This window comes from Streptomyces sp. TLI_105, assembly GCF_900105415.1.
In the GTDB taxonomy this organism is placed as follows: domain Bacteria; phylum Actinomycetota; class Actinomycetes; order Streptomycetales; family Streptomycetaceae; genus Streptomyces.
In genome coordinates this window covers 2369937-2386081 of record NZ_FNSM01000001.1, presented here as the reverse complement: position 1 = coordinate 2386081, position 16145 = coordinate 2369937, and the positions used below count along the sequence as shown (strand labels likewise).

Genomic DNA, 16145 nt, shown 5'->3' with positions numbered 1-16145 from the left:
GGTCTTTGCGGCAAGAATGGGGGCATGAGCGACCGCCCCTCTCCTCTTGCCGACCCGCACATCGCCTTCGACGTCTCCGAAGGACGCCGGGACATCGTCGTCCTCGGCTCGACCGGGTCCATCGGCACGCAGGCCATCGATCTGGTGCTGCGCAACCCCGACCGTTTCCGGGTCACCGCCCTGGCCGCCTCCGGCGGCCGGATCGGGCTGCTCGCCGAGCAGGCGCACCGGCTCCGGGTCGCCGCGGTCGCCGTGGCCCGTGAGGAGGCGCTGCCCGAGCTGCGGGAGGCGCTGAAGGCGCTGTACGGCTCCGAGCCCCTGCCCGAGCTCCTGGCGGGCCCGGACGCGGCGACCCGGCTGGCCGCGTCGCCGTGCCACACCGTCCTCAACGGCATCACCGGCTCCATCGGCCTCGCGCCGACCCTCGCCGCCCTCGAAGCGGGCCGCACCCTCGCCCTCGCCAACAAGGAGTCGCTGATCGTCGGCGGCCCCCTGGTGAAGGCGCTCGCCAAGCCGGGCCAGATCATCCCGGTCGACTCCGAGCACGCGGCCCTCTTCCAGGCGCTCGCCGCCGGCACCCGCGCCGACGTCCGCAAGCTGGTCGTCACGGCCTCCGGCGGCCCCTTCCGCGGCCGTACGCGCGAGCAGCTGGCCCATGTGACCCGGGAGGACGCGCTGGCCCACCCGACCTGGGCCATGGGTCCGGTGATCACGGTCAACAGCGCGACCCTGGTGAACAAGGGCCTGGAGGTCATCGAGGCCCACCTGCTCTACGACATCCCCTTCGACCGCATCGAGGTCGTCGTCCACCCGCAGTCGTACGTCCACTCCATGGTCGAGTTCACGGACGGCTCCACGCTCGCCCAGGCCACCCCGCCGGACATGCGCGGCCCGATCGCCATCGGCATCGGCTGGCCCGAGCGGGTCCCGGACGCGGCCCCCGCCTTCGACTGGACCAAGGCCTCCACCTGGGAGTTCTTCCCGCTCGACACCGAGGCCTTCCCGTCCGTCGGCCTGGCCCGGCACGTGGGCGAGCTGGGCGGCACCGCCCCCGCCGTCTTCAACGCCGCGAACGAGGAGTGCGTCGAGGCGTTTCTCGCCGGACGGCTGCCGTTCAACGGCATCATGGATACGGTCACTGCGGTCGTCACGGAGCACGGCACCCCCGCCCGGGGAACCTCGCTGACCGTGTCGGACGTCCTCGAAGCGGAGACCTGGGCACGGGCCCGGGCCCGAGAACTCGCAGCGAAGGCAACAGCGGAGGCCCGCGCATGACCGAAATGCTCCTGTACGCCCTGGGCATCGTGCTGTTCGCCCTCGGCCTCCTCGTCTCCATCGCGTGGCACGAGCTCGGCCACCTCTCCACGGCCAAGCTCTTCGGCATCCGCGTGCCGCAGTACATGGTCGGCTTCGGCCCCACGATCTGGTCGAGGAAGCGCGGCGAGACCGAGTACGGCATCAAGGCCATCCCGGCGGGCGGCTACATCCGCATGATCGGCATGTTCCCGCCGGGCGCGGACGGCAGGATCGAGGCCCGCTCCACCTCGCCCTGGCGCTCCATGATCGAGGACGCCCGCGAGGCCTCGTACGAGGAGATCCAGCCGGGCGACGAGACCCGGCTGTTCTACACGCGCAAGCCGTGGAAGCGCGTGATCGTGATGTTCGCCGGACCTTTCATGAACCTGGTCCTGGCGGCGGTGCTGTTCTTCGGCTCGATGATGACGCTGGGCGTCCAGGGGCCGACGACCGAGGTCGCGGGCGTCCAGAAGTGCGTCCTCAAGCTCAGCGAGAAGCGCCAGAAGTGCGCGGCGGGGGACCCCGTCTCCCCGGCGTTCGCGGCCGGCCTCAAGGACGGGGACAAGATCCTCGCCCTGAACGGGAAGGCGGTGAACGACTGGGACGCCCTCTCCGACAGCATCCGCGCCGCCACCATCGGCCCGGCCACCCTCACCGTCGAGCGGGACGGGCAGCGGATCGACCTCCACCCGACCCTGGTCACCAACGAGGTCGAGAAGAAGGACTCCCACGGCAACGTCGTCCGGCCCGTCCAGTACGTCAAGGCCGGCTACCTCGGCTTCCAGCCGAAGTCGGTGGTCGCGCCGCTCAGCTTCGGCGAGACCACCGAGCGGATGACCGACCTCCTGGAGAACGGCGTCCACTCGGTCATCGCCCTCCCGGGCAAGATCCCCGGCCTCTGGGACGCCACCTTCGGGGACGGCAAGCGCGCCGAGGACTCGCCCGTCGGTGTCCTCGGCGCGGCCCGCATCACCGGCGAGCTGATGACCGTCGAGGCCCCGCCGACGACGATCCTCGTCATGTTCATGAACCTGCTCGTGTACTTCAACGTCTCGCTGTTCCTGTTCAACATGCTCCCGCTGCTGCCGCTCGACGGCGGTCACATCGCGGGCGCCCTGTGGGAGTCCGTCCGCCGTCACGCGGCCCGGATCTTCAAGCGCCCCGACCCCGGCCCGTTCGACGTGGCCAAGCTGATGCCCGCCGCCTACGTGGTGGCCGGCGTCTTCGTCTGCTTCACGCTGCTCGTCCTCGCCGCCGACATCGTCAATCCGGTGAAACTGACGTAGCACCCAGGGGGGCCGCACCCGGTGGTGTCCGGCCCCCCGCCCCCGGGGCGGTAACCTCGGAACCCTGAGCCCGCCGACGCACAACCTTGAGGTTGCACTTCAGATGACCGCGATTTCTCTCGGTATCCCGACCGTTCCGACCCGGCTCGCCGAGCGGCGCAAGAGCCGCCAGATCCAGGTCGGCAGCGTGGCCGTCGGCGGTGACGCGCCCGTCTCCGTCCAGTCGATGACGACGACCCGCACCTCCGACATCGGCGCCACGCTCCAGCAGATCGCCGAGCTGACCGCCTCCGGCTGCCAGATCGTCCGCGTGGCCTGCCCCACCCAGGACGACGCCGACGCGCTCGCCACGATCGCCCGGAAGTCCTCCATCCCGGTCATCGCCGACATCCACTTCCAGCCGAAGTACGTCTTCGCCGCGATCGACGCGGGCTGCGCCGCCGTCCGCGTCAACCCGGGCAACATCAAGCAGTTCGACGACAAGGTCAAGGAGATCGCCAAGGCGGCGAACGACGCGGGCACCCCGATCCGCATCGGCGTCAACGCCGGCTCGCTCGACGCCCGCCTCCTGAAGAAGTACGGCAAGGCCACCCCCGAGGCGCTCGTCGAGTCCGCCCTCTGGGAGGCCTCCCTCTTCGAGGAGCACGACTTCCGCGACATCAAGATCTCGGTCAAGCACAACGACCCGGTCGTCATGGTCGAGGCCTACCGCCAGCTCGCCGCCCAGTGCGACTACCCGCTGCACCTCGGCGTCACCGAGGCGGGCCCGGCCTTCCAGGGCACCATCAAGTCGGCCGTCGCCTTCGGCGCCCTGCTCTCCCAGGGCATCGGCGACACCATCCGCGTCTCGCTCTCCGCGCCGCCGGCCGAGGAGATCAAGGTCGGCATCCAGATCCTGGAGTCGCTCAACCTGCGCCAGCGCCGCCTGGAGATCGTCTCCTGCCCGTCCTGCGGCCGCGCCCAGGTCGACGTCTACAAGCTCGCCGAGGAGGTCACCGCCGGCCTCGACGGCATGACCGTCCCGCTGCGCGTCGCCGTCATGGGCTGCGTCGTCAACGGCCCCGGCGAGGCCCGCGAGGCCGACCTCGGCGTCGCCTCCGGCAACGGCAAGGGCCAGATCTTCGTCAAGGGCGAGGTCATCAAGACCGTCCCCGAGTCGAAGATCGTCGAGACCCTCATCGAAGAGGCCCTCAAGATCGCCGAGCAGATGGAGAAGGACGGCATCGCCAGCGGCGAGCCGACGGTCGCCATCGCCGGCTGACCCTCGGCCCCCTTCCCGGCACCCACGCGAAGCCCCTCCACCCCACCCGGTGGAGGGGCTTCGCGCTTGCGGAGGCGGCCGCCTCCAGGACCGCCGAGTGAGCCGGAGGGGCACGCGGGGGAACAGGGCCGAACGCACGGAGCCTCCCGAGGTACGAGGGAGACGGGCACGGTCGGCCCTGTGAGCCGGTGAGCCCGGCTCCAGTGCCCCGAAGGTGAACCGAGCCCAAAAAAGGGGCACGGGGGTACAGTGCGGAGACCAGCAGATCCGTCCCGTGAGGCCCCCTCGTGCTGACAGAGACCACCACTCGGGTCCTCGAACCCGCCGACCTCGGCGCCGCCCTCGCCGTCCTGGAGAGCGCCCCCGTCGAGAACGCCTTCGTGACCGCCCGCGTCCAGGTCGCCGGGCTCGATCCCTGGCGCCTCGGCGGCGAGATGTGGGGCTGGTACACCGAGGGCAGACTGCGCTCGCTCTGCTACTCCGGCGCCAACCTGGTCCCCATCTGCGCCACCCCCCAGGCCGTCCGCGCCTTCGCCGACCGGGCCCGCAGGATCGGCCGCCGCTGCTCCTCGATCGTCGGCCCCGCCGAGGCCGCCGGCGAACTGTGGCGGCTCCTGGAGCCCAGCTGGGGCCCCGCCAGGGACGTCAGGGCCCGCCAGCCGCTGATGATCGCCGAGGAGCCCTCCGCCACGGTCGTGCCCGATCCGCTGGTCCGCCGCGTCCGCAAGGACGAGATGGAGGTGATCATGCCCGCCTGCGTGGCCATGTTCACCGAGGAGGTCGGCATCTCCCCGCTCGCCAACGACGGCGGACTGCTCTACCAGGCCCGCGTCGCCGAACTGGTCGGCTCCGGCCGTTCCTTCGCCCGCATCGAGGACGGCAAGGTCGTCTTCAAGGCCGAGATCGGCGCCGCCACCCGCCACGCCTGCCAGATCCAGGGCGTCTGGGTCGCCCCCGAACACCGCGGCAAGGGCCTCTCCGAGACGGGCATGGCCGCCGTCCTCCAGTACGCCCTGGCCGACGTCGCCCCCGTCGCCAGCCTGTACGTCAACGACTACAACACCCCGGCGAGGGCCGCGTACCGCCGCGTCGGCTTCCGCGAGACCGGCGCCTTCATGAGCGTCCTGTTCTGACGCGCTGTCCCGAGACGGGCGGGCACTTGTAGGGTGCGCCGCATGGATGACGCAGAGATCGAGATCGGTCCGGTCAATCTCGCCGCCCGGGTGGACGAGGCCCTCGCCGTGCAGGCCGTCGCCTTCGGCCTGGACGCGGGCGAGGTCGCCGTGCGCCGCCACATCGTGCTGCGCCACCTCCTCTGCCCCGGCGCCCGCGCCTACGGGGCCACCACCCCCGACGGACGGCTCGTCGGCTTCGTGTACGGGATGCCCAACGACCGCACCCACTGGTGGTCCACCGTCGTCGAGACGTACCTGCGGGCCACCGGCACCGCCGACTGGCTCGAGGACTCCTTCGTCATCACCGAACTCCACGTCCACCCCGACTTCCAGGGCCGGGGCGTCGGCCGCGAGCTGATCACCAGCATCACCGACACCGCCGCCGAACCGCGCTCCATCCTCTCCGCGATCGACACCGAAAGCCCCGCCCGCGGCCTCTACCGGGCCCTCGGCTACGTCGACCTCGCCCGCCAGGTCCACTTCCCGAGCGCCCCCCGCCCGTACGCCGTCATGGGCGCCCCGCTGCCGCTCAAGCGCCGGAACTGATTTCACCTGCCAGGGGCGGCCCGGCTAACCTCGGGGCCATCACGCCCCCAAGCTCTCGGCTCCGCTCGGGCAGGGGGGACCCCCTTGTCCCGGCACAGGAGTACGAGAACCATGGCCAACGCACCGGTCCAGCGCATGTCCCAGTTGATGGCGAAGACGCTGCGCGACGACCCGGCGGACGCCGAGGTCCTCAGCCACAAGCTCCTCGTCCGCGCCGGCTACGTCCGCCGCACCGCCGCCGGCATCTGGAGCTGGCTGCCCCTGGGCAAGAAGGTCCTCTCCAACGTCGAGCGCATCGTCCGCGAGGAGATGGACGCCATCGGCGCCCAGGAGGTCTCCCTGCCCGCGCTGCTGCCCCGCGAGCCCTACGAGGCCACCGGCCGCTGGGACGAGTACGGCGCCGAGCTCTTCCGCCTCCAGGACCGCAAGGGCGGCGACTACCTCCTCGGCCCCACCCACGAGGAGATCTTCACCCTCCTGGTCAAGGACCAGTGCTCGTCCTACAAGGACCTGCCGGTCATCCTGTACCAGATCCAGAGCAAGTTCCGCGACGAGGCCCGCCCCCGCGCCGGCATCCTGCGCGGCCGCGAGTTCCTCATGAAGGACTCCTACTCCTTCGACACCGAGGACGAGGGCCTCACGCAGTCCTACGCCCTGCACCGCCAGGCCTACCAGCGCGTCTTCGAGCGCCTCGGCCTCGACTACCGCATCGTCGCCGCCACCGCCGGCGCCATGGGCGGCTCGAAGTCCGAGGAGTTCCTCGCGCCCGCCGAGGCCGGCGAGGACACCTTCGCCGACTGCCCGAACTGCGACTTCGCCGCCAACACCGAGGCCGTCTCCTACGAGCTGCGGCCCGTCGACGGCTCCGCCGTCCCGGCCGCCGAGGAGATCCCCACCCCCGACACCCCCACCATCGAGACCCTCGCCGCCCACCTCGGCGTCCCGGCCTCCGCCACCCTCAAGAACCTCCTCGTGAAGGTCGACGGCGAGATCGTCGCCGTGGGCGTGCCCGGCGACCGCGAGGTCGACATGGGCAAGGTCGAGGAGCACTTCGCCCCCGCCGCGGTCGAGATGGTGACGGAGACGGACTTCGCGGAGCGCGCGGACCTCGTACGGGGCTACGTGGGCCCGCAGGGCCTCGACAAGGTCACGTACGTCGCCGACCCCCGCGTCGCCCCCGGCACCGCCTGGATCACCGGCGCCAACAAGGAGGGCACGCACGCGAAGAACGTCGTCGCGGGCCGTGACTTCGAGGTCTCCGAGTACCTCGACGTCGTCGTCGTCGAGGAAGGCGACCCGTGCCCCAAGTGCGGCACCGGCCTCAAGCTGGACCGCGCCATCGAGATCGGCCACATCTTCCAGCTGGGCCGCAAGTACGCCGACGCCCTCAAGCTCGACGTACTCGGCCAGAACGGCAAGCCGGTCCGCGTGACCATGGGCTCGTACGGCATCGGCGTCTCCCGCGCGGTCGCGGCCCTCGCCGAGCAGACCGCCGACGAGAAGGGCCTGTGCTGGCCCTCCGAGGTCGCCCCCGCCGACGTCCACGTCGTCGCCGCCGGCAAGGCGCTCCAGACCGAGCTGGCCCTGGAGGTCTCCGACAAGCTGGCCGCCGCCGGTCTGCGCGTCCTCGTCGACGACCGCGCGGGCGTCTCCCCGGGCGTCAAGTTCACCGACGCGGAGCTCATGGGCGTCCCGAAGATCCTGGTGGCGGGGCGGCGCGCGGGCGAGGGCGTGGTCGAGCTCAAGGACCGCCGCACGGGCGACCGTGAAGAACTGACGGTCGCCGAGGCCCTCACGCGCCTCACGTCCTGACCCCCAGCGGGACGGCTCCCCGCAAGGGCAGCCGCCCGCCCCCCGGCACGGGGCCCGCGCGCCCGCGGGGCGGTGCCTCCCACCCCCGCCCCGTGTGGGCAATCGTCCCGCTGGGGCGGGACGGGTGGGCACACGGGACGGCGCCCTTCAGCGGCGCCTCCGCGTTCCGCGCCTGGACCCGCACCACGTTGTGCGGCGCACGTTCCGGTGCGGGTCAGGGCGCGGGAGCCTCTGGCGTCGGCAACGGGCGCCGTTCCGTTGTGCCCACCCGTTCCGCCCCAGCGGAACGATTGCCCACAACGGGGGGTGCGGGGGTGGGCACCGCCCCGGCGGGCGCCCGCAACGGGGGGCGGGTGGGCGCCGCCCCGGCGGAACGCCTGCCCGCCACGGGGTGGGCACCGGCCCGGCGGGCGCGCCCGCGACGGGGTCGTCAGGTGTCGGGTTCTCTGTGGGTGGGTTCCACCGAGGAGCCCGTCAGGTCCTCGACCGCCTCCTCCGCCGCCGCCCGCCCCCTCAGGTACGCCTCGCTCAGCGGCGGCACCGGCGGCGGCATCGGCGACAGCGGCGGCGCCGACGACGGCGACGGCATGGGCGACGGCGCCTGCTCCGTCTCCGAAGCGGTGCCCGGCGTGGCCCGCTCCAGGAACCGCAGCAGTTCCACCGGAATCGGCAGGACCAGCGTGGAGTTCTTCTCCGCGGACACCGCCATCACCGTCTGCAGCAGCCGCAGCTGCAGCGCCGCCGGCTGGTCGGACATCACGCCCGCCGCCTCGGCCAGCTTCTTCGAGGCCTGGAGTTCCGCGTCCGCGTTGATCACGCGCGCCCGTCGTTCCCGGTCCGCCTCCGCCTGCCGGGCCATGGAGCGTTTCATCGTCTCGGGCAGGGAGACGTCCTTGATCTCGACGCGGTCGATGGCGACGCCCCAGCCCATCGCCGGGCTGTCGAGCATGAGTTCAAGGCCCTGGTTGAGCTTCTCCCGGTTGGACAGCAGGTCGTCGAGGTCGCTCTTGCCGATGATGGACCGGAGCGAGGTCTGCGCCATCTGGGAGACCGCGAACTTGTAGTCCTCGACGCGGACCAGCGCGTCGGCCGCGTCGACGACCTTGAAGTAGACGACCGCGTCGACCCGTACCGTCACGTTGTCGCGGGTGATGCCCTCCTGCGCGGGCACGGGCATGGTGACGATCTGCATGTTCACCTTGTGCAGGCGGTCCACGAGCGGAACGATCATCGTGAAGCCGGGGGAGCGGATGTCGTCGCGCAGCCGACCGAAGCGGAAGACGACGCCGCGCTCGTACTGCTTGACCACGCGCGCCGCCGCGCCCGCGTACACCGCGACCGCCGCGGCCGCGCCGGCCGCCGCCACCAGCAGCTCTTGGATCATCACGGCCCCCTGGATCGAGCCGAACAGTACAAAAAGGGTATTCCCCTAGAGCCAGCTCGCGAACTCGAGGAGCAGCTCGGCGTCCTGCCGCCGCCCCGCCGTCAGCGCCCGCGTCCCCGACTCCACCGCGCGGAACAGGCTCCAGCCGCGCAGCCGCTCCCGGTCCAGGTCCAGGGAGTCCGCCAGCTTGTTGACCCGCCGCCGGGCCGCCGAGGCCCCCGAGGAGGCGGCCACCAGGTCCTCGACCCGGTCCCGTACGAGCCGGGCGAGGTCGTAGGCCCGCTCGCCGACCAGCGGCTCGGGGCCGACGGCCAGCCAGGGCGTCCGGTCGCCGGCGAGGACCTTGCCCTGCCGGAAGTTCCCGTGCAGCAGCACCGCCTCCGGGTCGCCCCCGACCAGCTCCTCGCGGGCCGCGAGCGCCGCCGCGGTCAGTTCCGCGGTCGCCGGGTCCGCGCGGTACGGCTCCATCGCCTCCGCCTGCCGGGCCGTCCGCTCCGCCACCGTCCCGAAACCGTGCCCCGCCGGCGGCTCCACCCAGAGCTTGCGCACGGTGCCGGCCGCCTCCAGGAGCGCCTTCGCCTCCGGCAGGGAGCGCAGCGAGACCTCGGGGTGGAGCCGTTCGAGGACGAGCGAGCCCTCCCCGGCCTCGTCGAGGAGCTGGACCGCGCCCCAGCCGTTCCAGTGCGCCAGCGCGTCCCGCTCCAGGTCCGGACGGGTGAACGGCGGCGCGATCTTGAGCGCGGCGGGGGAGCCGTCGGAGCGCCGGACGAGCACGACCAGGCTGCTCCGTCCGCCGGGGGCCATCACCCGCTCGGTGTCCAGGGACGCCCGGTCGAGCGCCCGGCCGGCGAGCTCCGGAAGCTCCCCGAGCCACTCGGCCGCCGCGGCGTCCCCGTACGTCTCACCGAGCGTCCTGGCCAGTCGCTGCGGCGGTTCGAAACCCATGCGTACGTTGTTCCTTCGGTCGGGGCGGGACTAGGGCCTGTCCGGCGGATCAGGACCGGACAGGCCCTGCCCGCTCGGCAAGCCCAGGAAAGGTTACGTCGCTGCCGCGCCAGCGGACGGCGCGTACCGCGGCCTCCCGGAGCGCGGCGGCCGCCTCCGCGCGCGCCCGGTCCCCGGTGGCCCGGACGAGGTCGGAGTACACGCCGGCCACCCGGTCCTCCAGGACCGCCGCGAGCCGCACCGCGTCGGCCGGGGCCGCGACCCGGAAGGGCAGCTCGTACGCGGCCTCCGCCGCCACCGGCGTCCCACCGAGGTCCCGCACGGCCCGGCGCAGCGCGTCCCGCCGCGCCCGGTGCGCCTCGTACGCGGCGGTGGCCTCGGTCCGCCGCTCGGCGCCGATCCGGCCGCCGACGACCCCGTACCCGTACACCGCGGCGTGCTCGGCGGCCAGCGCGGCCTGGGTCGCGTCGAGGGCGCTCATGCCCGTGCTCCCTCGGTCAGCAGGTAGGCGTGGGCGGCGCCGGCCGCCGCGACGGAGGCGAGCAGCCGGGCGTACTCGGGCGGGGCGATGAGCAGTGCGGCCGTGTGGCCGTCGGAGGCGCCGCGCTCGGCGGCGGCGAGTTCCCGGAGGGCGGCCCGGGGGTCGGCCGCCACCCGAACGGGTGCGGCGGGGGCCGTGGGCCTCCCGGAGGCCGAAACGGAGGACGAAGAGGGGGCGGACGGAGAGGTGGAGGCCGTCGGGGAGGGGCCCGCGGAGGTCGTCGCCGTGGCGGGTTCCACCGTCGTGCCGCCCTCGCCGAGGGCCTTCGCGTGGGCCGCCACCGCGCTCCGCAGCGGGGTCAGCCGGGGGGCCAGGGAGGGGTGGGCGGCGAGCGTCGCGTCGTAACGTTCCAGCAGGCCGCGCGCGGCGGTCACCGACCGCAGCCGCAGGGCCGCCTCGGCGCGCGCCACCCGTTCGGCCTCCAGCTCGGCGGCGCCCGGCCGCCGGGCCTGCCCGGCGGGAGGGGAAGTGCAGCTCGCGAGGGCGGTCACGCCCGCCGCCGCACCCGCCACGAGGAGTGCGCGCCTGCCCGTCGTCGTCACGCCTTCTCCCTCGGCTGCCGTCCGTCGTCGAAGATCGTCGAGATCACCGCAGGCGAGCGTACCCGCGGGCCCCGGGGCGATGGACGGCAACACCCTCCCGGACCGGATACCCTTTGGTCTGACACGCGACGAACCCACAACAGCACACGCGGCCGAGGAGTCACCCGGATGAGCACCACCCAGAGCGACAGGCTGCGCGGACTCGTGGAGCCGCTCGTCGCCGCGAAGGACCTGGATCTGGAAGAGATCGAGGTGTCCCGGGCCGGCCGCCGCGGGCTGCTGCGGATCGTCGTCGACTCGGACGAGGGCGTGGAGCTGGACGTCTGCGCCGAGCTGAGCCGCGAGATCTCCGAGAAGCTCGACGAGACCGACGCGATGGGCGAGGGCGAGTACGTCCTCGAGGTCAGCTCCCCCGGCGCCGAGCGCCCCCTCACCGAGCACCGCCACTACGTGCGCGCCACCGGCCGCCTGGCGAAGCTCCAGCTCGCCGAGGGCGGGGACCTGGTCGCGCGCATCCTCGCGGTGGACGAGGACGGCCTCGACATGGAGGTGCCGGGCGTGAAGGGGCGCAAGCCCACCGCCCGCCGGGTCGCGTTCGCCGACATCGTCAAGGCGCGTGTCGAGATCGAGTTCAACCGCAAGGACAAGAAGGAAGAGGAGGCGTAGCCGTGGACATCGACGTGAAGCTTCTGAAGGGCTTGGCCCAGGAGAAGGACATCTCCTTCGAGATGCTGGTCGAGGCGATCGAGTCGGCCCTCCTCATCGCGTACCACCGGACCCCGGACGCCCGCCGCCACGCGCGTGTGGAGCTGAACCGGGCCACCGGTCACGTGACGGTGTGGGCGAAGGAGGACCCCTCCGACCTGGAGGAGGGCCAGGAGCCCAAGGACTTCGACGACACCCCGTCGGACTTCGGCCGGATCGCGGCGAGCACCGCCCGCCAGGTCATCCAGCAGCGGCTGCGGGACGCCGAGAACGACGTGACCTTCGGCGAGTACGCGCGCCGCGAGGGCGATGTCGTCGCCGGTGTGGTGCAGCAGGGCAAGGACCCGAAGAACGTCCTCGTCCGGCTGGACGACAAGCTGGAGGCCATCCTTCCGGTGCAGGAGCAGGTGCCCGGCGAGGACTACACGCACGGGCTTCGGCTGCGCACGTACGTCGTCCGGGTGGCGAAGGGTGTCCGCGGTCCGTCCGTCACCCTTTCGCGCACGCACCCCAACCTGGTGAAGAAGCTCTTCGCCCTGGAGGTGCCGGAGATCGCCGACGGCTCGGTCGAGATCGCGGCCATCGCCCGTGAGGCCGGTCACCGCACCAAGATCGCCGTCCGTTCCACCCGTTCGGGCCTGAACCCCAAGGGCGCCTGCATCGGCCCGATGGGCAGCCGCGTCCGCAACGTGATGGCGGAGCTGCTCGGCGAGAAGATCGACATCGTCGACTGGTCGGACGACCCGGCCGAGATGGTGGCGAACGCGCTGTCCCCGGCGCGGGTCTCCAAGGTCGAGGTCGTGGACCTGGCCGCCCGCTCGGCCCGGGTGACGGTGCCGGACTACCAGCTGTCGCTGGCCATCGGCAAGGAGGGCCAGAACGCCCGCCTCGCCGCTCGCCTCACCGGCTGGCGGATCGACATCCGTCCGGACACGGAGCCGGCCGAGCCGCAGGGCTGAGACCGTTTTTGGACAACGACTGTTCGATTCTTGCCCCGAACGGGTGGGGTCGGTGCGGGGAGGTAGACTTAATAGTGTCTGGCCGGACGCATGCCCGCGCGTGCCCTGAGCGAACCTGTGTGGGATGCCGGGAGCGAGCGGCCAAGAGCGATCTGCTGCGGATCGTGGTGAACAAGGACGAGTGCGTTCCTGATCATCGCGGTACGCTGCCCGGCCGGGGTGCGTACCTGCACCCCGCCGTGGTCTGTCTCGACCTGGCGGTCCGCCGCCGAGCTTTCCCGAGGGCCCTCAAGGTCCCGGGACCGCTCGACACCGCGGCGCTCCGCCACCACGTCGAGCAGGCGGCACCGCAATGAACAAGAAGTACGGCACGGAGAACCGTGCGGTCAGGTACCTCGCGAGTTGGAAGTAGGTCGAGATTGCGATGAGCACTCGATGAGTACGCGATGAGTACGCCCATGAAGTAGCGACGGTCCGGCGGTAACCGGACCTCACAAAGGAGCAAAGTGGCTAAGGTCCGGGTATACGAACTCGCCAAGGAGTTCGGTGTGGAGAGCAAGGTCGTCATGGCCAAGCTCCAAGAACTCGGTGAATTCGTCCGTTCGGCGTCCTCGACGATCGAGGCGCCGGTCGTGCGCAAGTTGACTGACGCTTTGCAGGGTCCCGGCGGCAACGCCGGCAAGACCGCTGCCAAGCCCGGCGCGCCCCGCAAGGCGGCGCCCTCCCCCGCGGCGCCGTCTCCGGCCGCCGCGGCCCGTCCCGCTGCTCCGAAGCCCGGCGCCCCGGCCCCCAAGCCGGCCCCCGCCGCGCCCGCAGCGCCGGCGCCGGTCACTCCGGCCGCGCCCGCGAGCAGCACCCCCTCTCCGGCTCCGGCCGCCTCGGGCCCCCGCCCGGGCCCGAAGCCCGCGCCCAAGCCGGTCACGCCGGCTCCGGCCGCCCCGGAGTTCACCGCGCCCCCGTCGGCTCCCGCCGCCGGTCCGCGTCCCGGTGGCGCCGCCCCGGGTCCCCGTCCCACCGGCGAGCGTCCCGCCCGCCCGGGTCAGGGTGCCCCCCGCCCGCAGGGCCAGGGCGCTCCGCGCCCCGGCGGCCAGCAGGCCCCCCGTCCGGGCGGTGCCCGTCCGGCCGGTCCCCGTCCGGGCAACAACCCCTTCACCTCGGGTGGCTCCACCGGAATGGCGCGCCCGCAGGCGCCCCGTCCGGGTGGCGGCGCTCCCCGTCCCGGCGGCCCCGGTGCCGTTCCGGGCGCCCCGCGTCCGCAGGGCGGCCCCGGTGGCGCCCCGCGTCCGCAGGGTCAGGGCGGTGGCCGTCCCACCCCCGGTGGCATGCCTCGTCCGCAGGCTCCCCGTCCGGGCGGCGCGCCCGGCGGTAACCGTCCGAACCCGGGCATGATGCCGCAGCGTCCCGCTGCCGGCCCGCGTCCCGGTCCTGGCGGCCGTGGTCCCGGTGGCCCCGGCGGCCGTCCGGGTGGTCCCGGCGGTGGCGGCGGCGGTCGTCCCGGCTTCGCCGGTCGTCCGGCCGGTCCCGGCGGTGGCGGCGGCGGCTTCGCCGGTCGTCCCGGTGGTCCCGGTGGCGGCGGCGGTCGTCCGGGTGGTCCCGGCGGCGGTGGCGGCGGCTTCGGCGGTCGTCCCGGTGGCTTCGGTGGCCGTCCCGGCGGTCCGGGTGGCCGTGGTGGCACGCAGGGCGCCTTCGGTCGCCCCGGCGGTCCCGCGCGTCGTGGTCGCAAGTCGAAGCGTCAGAGGCGTCAGGAGTACGAGGCCATGCAGGCCCCGTCCGTGGGCGGCGTGATGCTTCCCCGCGGTGGCGGCGAGGTCATTCGCCTGTCGCGCGGTGCCTCCCTCACCGACTTCGCCGAGAAGATCGGCGCCAACCCGGCGTCGCTCGTCGCGGTGATGATGAACCTCGGTGAGATGGTCACGGCGACGCAGTCCGTCTCCGACGACACGCTGCAGATGCTCGGCGACGAGATGAACTACCAGGTTCAGATCGTCTCCCCGGAGGAGGAGGACCGCGAGCTCCTCGAGTCCTTCGACATCGAGTTCGGCGAGGACGAGGGCGGCGAAGAGGCTCTGGTCTCCCGTCCGCCGGTCGTCACCGTCATGGGTCACGTCGACCACGGTAAGACCCGACTTCTCGACGCGATCCGCAAGACGAACGTCGTCGCGGGCGAGGCCGGTGGCATCACCCAGCACATCGGTGCCTACCAGGTCGGTACCGAGGTCAACGGCGAAGAGCGTCGCATCACCTTCATCGACACCCCGGGTCACGAGGCGTTCACCGCCATGCGTGCCCGTGGTGCGAAGTCGACCGACATCGCGATCCTCGTGGTCGCGGCCAACGACGGCGTCATGCCGCAGACGATCGAGGCGCTCAACCACGCCAAGGCCGCCGGCGTCCCGATCGTCGTCGCGGTCAACAAGATCGACGTCGAGGGCGCGGACCCGACCAAGGTCCGCGGTCAGCTGACCGAGTTCGGTCTGGTGGCCGAGGAGTACGGCGGCGACACGATGTTCGTCGACATCTCCGCCAAGCAGGGTCTGCACATCGACTCCCTGCTCGAGGCCGTCATCCTCACCGCCGACGCCTCGCTCGACCTGCGGGCCAACCCGAACCAGGACGCGCAGGGCATTGCGATCGAGTCGCACCTCGACCGTGGTCGCGGTGCCGTCTCGACCGTCCTGGTCCAGCGCGGAACGCTGCGCATCGGCGACACCGTGGTGGTCGGCGACGCGTACGGCCGCGTCCGGGCGATGCTCGACGACAAGGGCAACAACGTCGAGGAGGCGACCCCGTCGACTCCCGTCCTCGTCCTGGGTCTCACCAACGTCCCGGGTGCCGGCGACAACCTCCTGGTCGTCGACGAGGACCGTACGGCCCGTCAGATCGCCGAGAAGCGCGCTGCGCGTGAGCGCAACGCCGCCTTCGCCAAGCGCGTCCGCCGGGTGTCCCTCGAGGACCTCGACAAGGTGCTCAAGGCCGGTCTCGTCCAGGAACTCAACCTCATCATCAAGGGCGACGCGTCCGGTGCGGTCGAGGCCCTCGAGGCCTCGCTGCTCCAGCTCGACGTCGGCGAAGAGGTCGACATCCGCGTCCTGCACCGCGGTGTGGGTGCGGTCACCGAGTCGGACATCGACCTGGCCATGGGCTCCGACGCCATCGTCATCGGCTACAACGTCCGTGCGGCCGGCCGTGCCGCGCAGATGGCGGAGCGCGAGGGCGTCGACGTCCGGTACTACTCGGTCATCTACCAGGCGATCGAGGAGATCGAGGCGGCGCTCAAGGGCCTCCTCAAGCCGGAGTACGAAGAGGTCGAGCTCGGTACGGCGGAGATCCGCGAGGTCTTCCGCTCGTCCAAGCTGGGCAACATCGCCGGTGTCCTCATCCGCTCGGGCGAGGTCAAGCGCAACACCAAGGCGCGCCTCGTCCGCGACGGCAAGGTCATCGCCGAGGACCTCACGATCCACGGTCTGCGCCGCTTCAAGGACGACGTCACCGAGATCCGCGAAGGCTTCGAGGGCGGTATCAACCTCGGAAACTTCAACGACATCAAGATCGACGACGTCATCGCGACGTACGAGATGCGCGAGAAGCCGCGCGCGTAACGCGTAGGGCTGCGTCCGGGGCCGGTCGGCGGAAGATATTTCCGTCGATCGGCCCCGGCCGTTGCGTGTACGGTTCTGGTGTCCCTGCCAAGCG

14 protein-coding genes are annotated in these 16145 nt (G+C 72.3%); 10 read left to right on the top strand and 4 right to left on the bottom strand.

The annotated features are described in order from the left end of the window. Positions 1 to 24 precede the first annotated feature (24 nt). The 6 genes from dxr to BLW86_RS10675 all read left to right on the top strand — a co-directional run bounded on the left by dxr (position 25) and on the right by BLW86_RS10675 (position 7376). Positions 25 to 1275: a 1-deoxy-D-xylulose-5-phosphate reductoisomerase gene (gene dxr, locus BLW86_RS10700; RefSeq protein ID WP_093873826.1), complete on the top strand. Its 1251-nt coding sequence runs from the start codon at positions 25 to 27 to the stop codon at positions 1273 to 1275. Then, the gene (locus tag BLW86_RS10695) at positions 1272 to 2582 is read left to right on the top strand and encodes a M50 family metallopeptidase (RefSeq protein WP_093873825.1); all 1311 of its coding nucleotides are present in this window, start codon (positions 1272 to 1274) and stop codon (positions 2580 to 2582) included. Before dxr ends, BLW86_RS10695 begins: the two co-directional genes overlap by 4 nt. A gap of 103 nt (positions 2583 to 2685) precedes the next feature. After that, entirely contained in the window at positions 2686 to 3843 is a 1158-nt protein-coding gene (ispG, locus tag BLW86_RS10690; protein ID WP_093873824.1) for a flavodoxin-dependent (E)-4-hydroxy-3-methylbut-2-enyl-diphosphate synthase, read from the top strand. 287 nt (positions 3844 to 4130) lie between these two features. Next, complete coding sequence (locus BLW86_RS10685) at positions 4131 to 4976, top strand: GNAT family N-acetyltransferase (protein WP_093873823.1); 846 nt, start codon at positions 4131 to 4133, stop codon at positions 4974 to 4976. A gap of 42 nt (positions 4977 to 5018) precedes the next feature. Then, entirely contained in the window at positions 5019 to 5564 is a 546-nt protein-coding gene (locus BLW86_RS10680) for a GNAT family N-acetyltransferase (protein ID WP_093873822.1), read from the top strand. A gap of 111 nt (positions 5565 to 5675) precedes the next feature. Then, on the top strand, positions 5676 to 7376 hold the full coding sequence (locus BLW86_RS10675) for a proline--tRNA ligase (RefSeq protein WP_093873821.1): 1701 nt from the start codon (positions 5676 to 5678) through the stop codon (positions 7374 to 7376). A 430-nt stretch (positions 7377 to 7806) separates the two neighbouring features. Here the strand turns inward: BLW86_RS10675 and BLW86_RS10670 are convergent, their stop codons facing one another. Genes BLW86_RS10670 through BLW86_RS10655 form a run of 4 tightly spaced genes read right to left on the bottom strand, consistent with a single transcriptional unit; the run spans position 7807 to position 10788 of the window. After that, a complete protein-coding gene (locus BLW86_RS10670; RefSeq protein WP_093878607.1) occupies positions 7807 to 8760 on the bottom strand; it encodes a slipin family protein in 954 nt (317 codons plus the stop codon). Positions 8761 to 8805: 45 nt separating this feature from the next. Beyond that, entirely contained in the window at positions 8806 to 9705 is a 900-nt protein-coding gene (locus BLW86_RS10665; RefSeq protein ID WP_093873820.1) for an aminoglycoside phosphotransferase family protein, read from the bottom strand. A gap of 49 nt (positions 9706 to 9754) precedes the next feature. Then, entirely contained in the window at positions 9755 to 10186 is a 432-nt protein-coding gene (locus BLW86_RS10660) for a DUF4439 domain-containing protein (protein WP_093873819.1), read from the bottom strand. Further along, positions 10183 to 10788: a hypothetical protein gene (locus tag BLW86_RS10655; RefSeq protein WP_093873818.1), complete on the bottom strand. Its 606-nt coding sequence runs from the start codon at positions 10786 to 10788 to the stop codon at positions 10183 to 10185. Before BLW86_RS10655 ends, BLW86_RS10660 begins: the two co-directional genes overlap by 4 nt. A 168-nt stretch (positions 10789 to 10956) precedes the next feature. Between BLW86_RS10655 and rimP the strand changes: the two genes are divergently transcribed. The 4 genes from rimP to infB all read left to right on the top strand — a co-directional run bounded on the left by rimP (position 10957) and on the right by infB (position 16051). Next, positions 10957 to 11454, top strand: a complete 498-nt coding sequence (gene rimP, locus BLW86_RS10650; protein ID WP_093873817.1) for a ribosome maturation factor RimP — start codon at positions 10957 to 10959, stop codon at positions 11452 to 11454. Between the two features lie 2 nt (positions 11455 to 11456). After that, a complete protein-coding gene (nusA, locus tag BLW86_RS10645; RefSeq protein ID WP_093873816.1) occupies positions 11457 to 12452 on the top strand; it encodes a transcription termination factor NusA in 996 nt (331 codons plus the stop codon). Positions 12453 to 12526: 74 nt separating this feature from the next. Next, the gene (locus tag BLW86_RS10640) at positions 12527 to 12808 is read left to right on the top strand and encodes a YlxR family protein (protein ID WP_093873815.1); all 282 of its coding nucleotides are present in this window, start codon (positions 12527 to 12529) and stop codon (positions 12806 to 12808) included. A gap of 150 nt (positions 12809 to 12958) precedes the next feature. Beyond that, the gene (gene infB / locus BLW86_RS10635) at positions 12959 to 16051 is read left to right on the top strand and encodes a translation initiation factor IF-2 (RefSeq protein WP_093873814.1); all 3093 of its coding nucleotides are present in this window, start codon (positions 12959 to 12961) and stop codon (positions 16049 to 16051) included. Positions 16052 to 16145 lie beyond the last annotated feature (94 nt).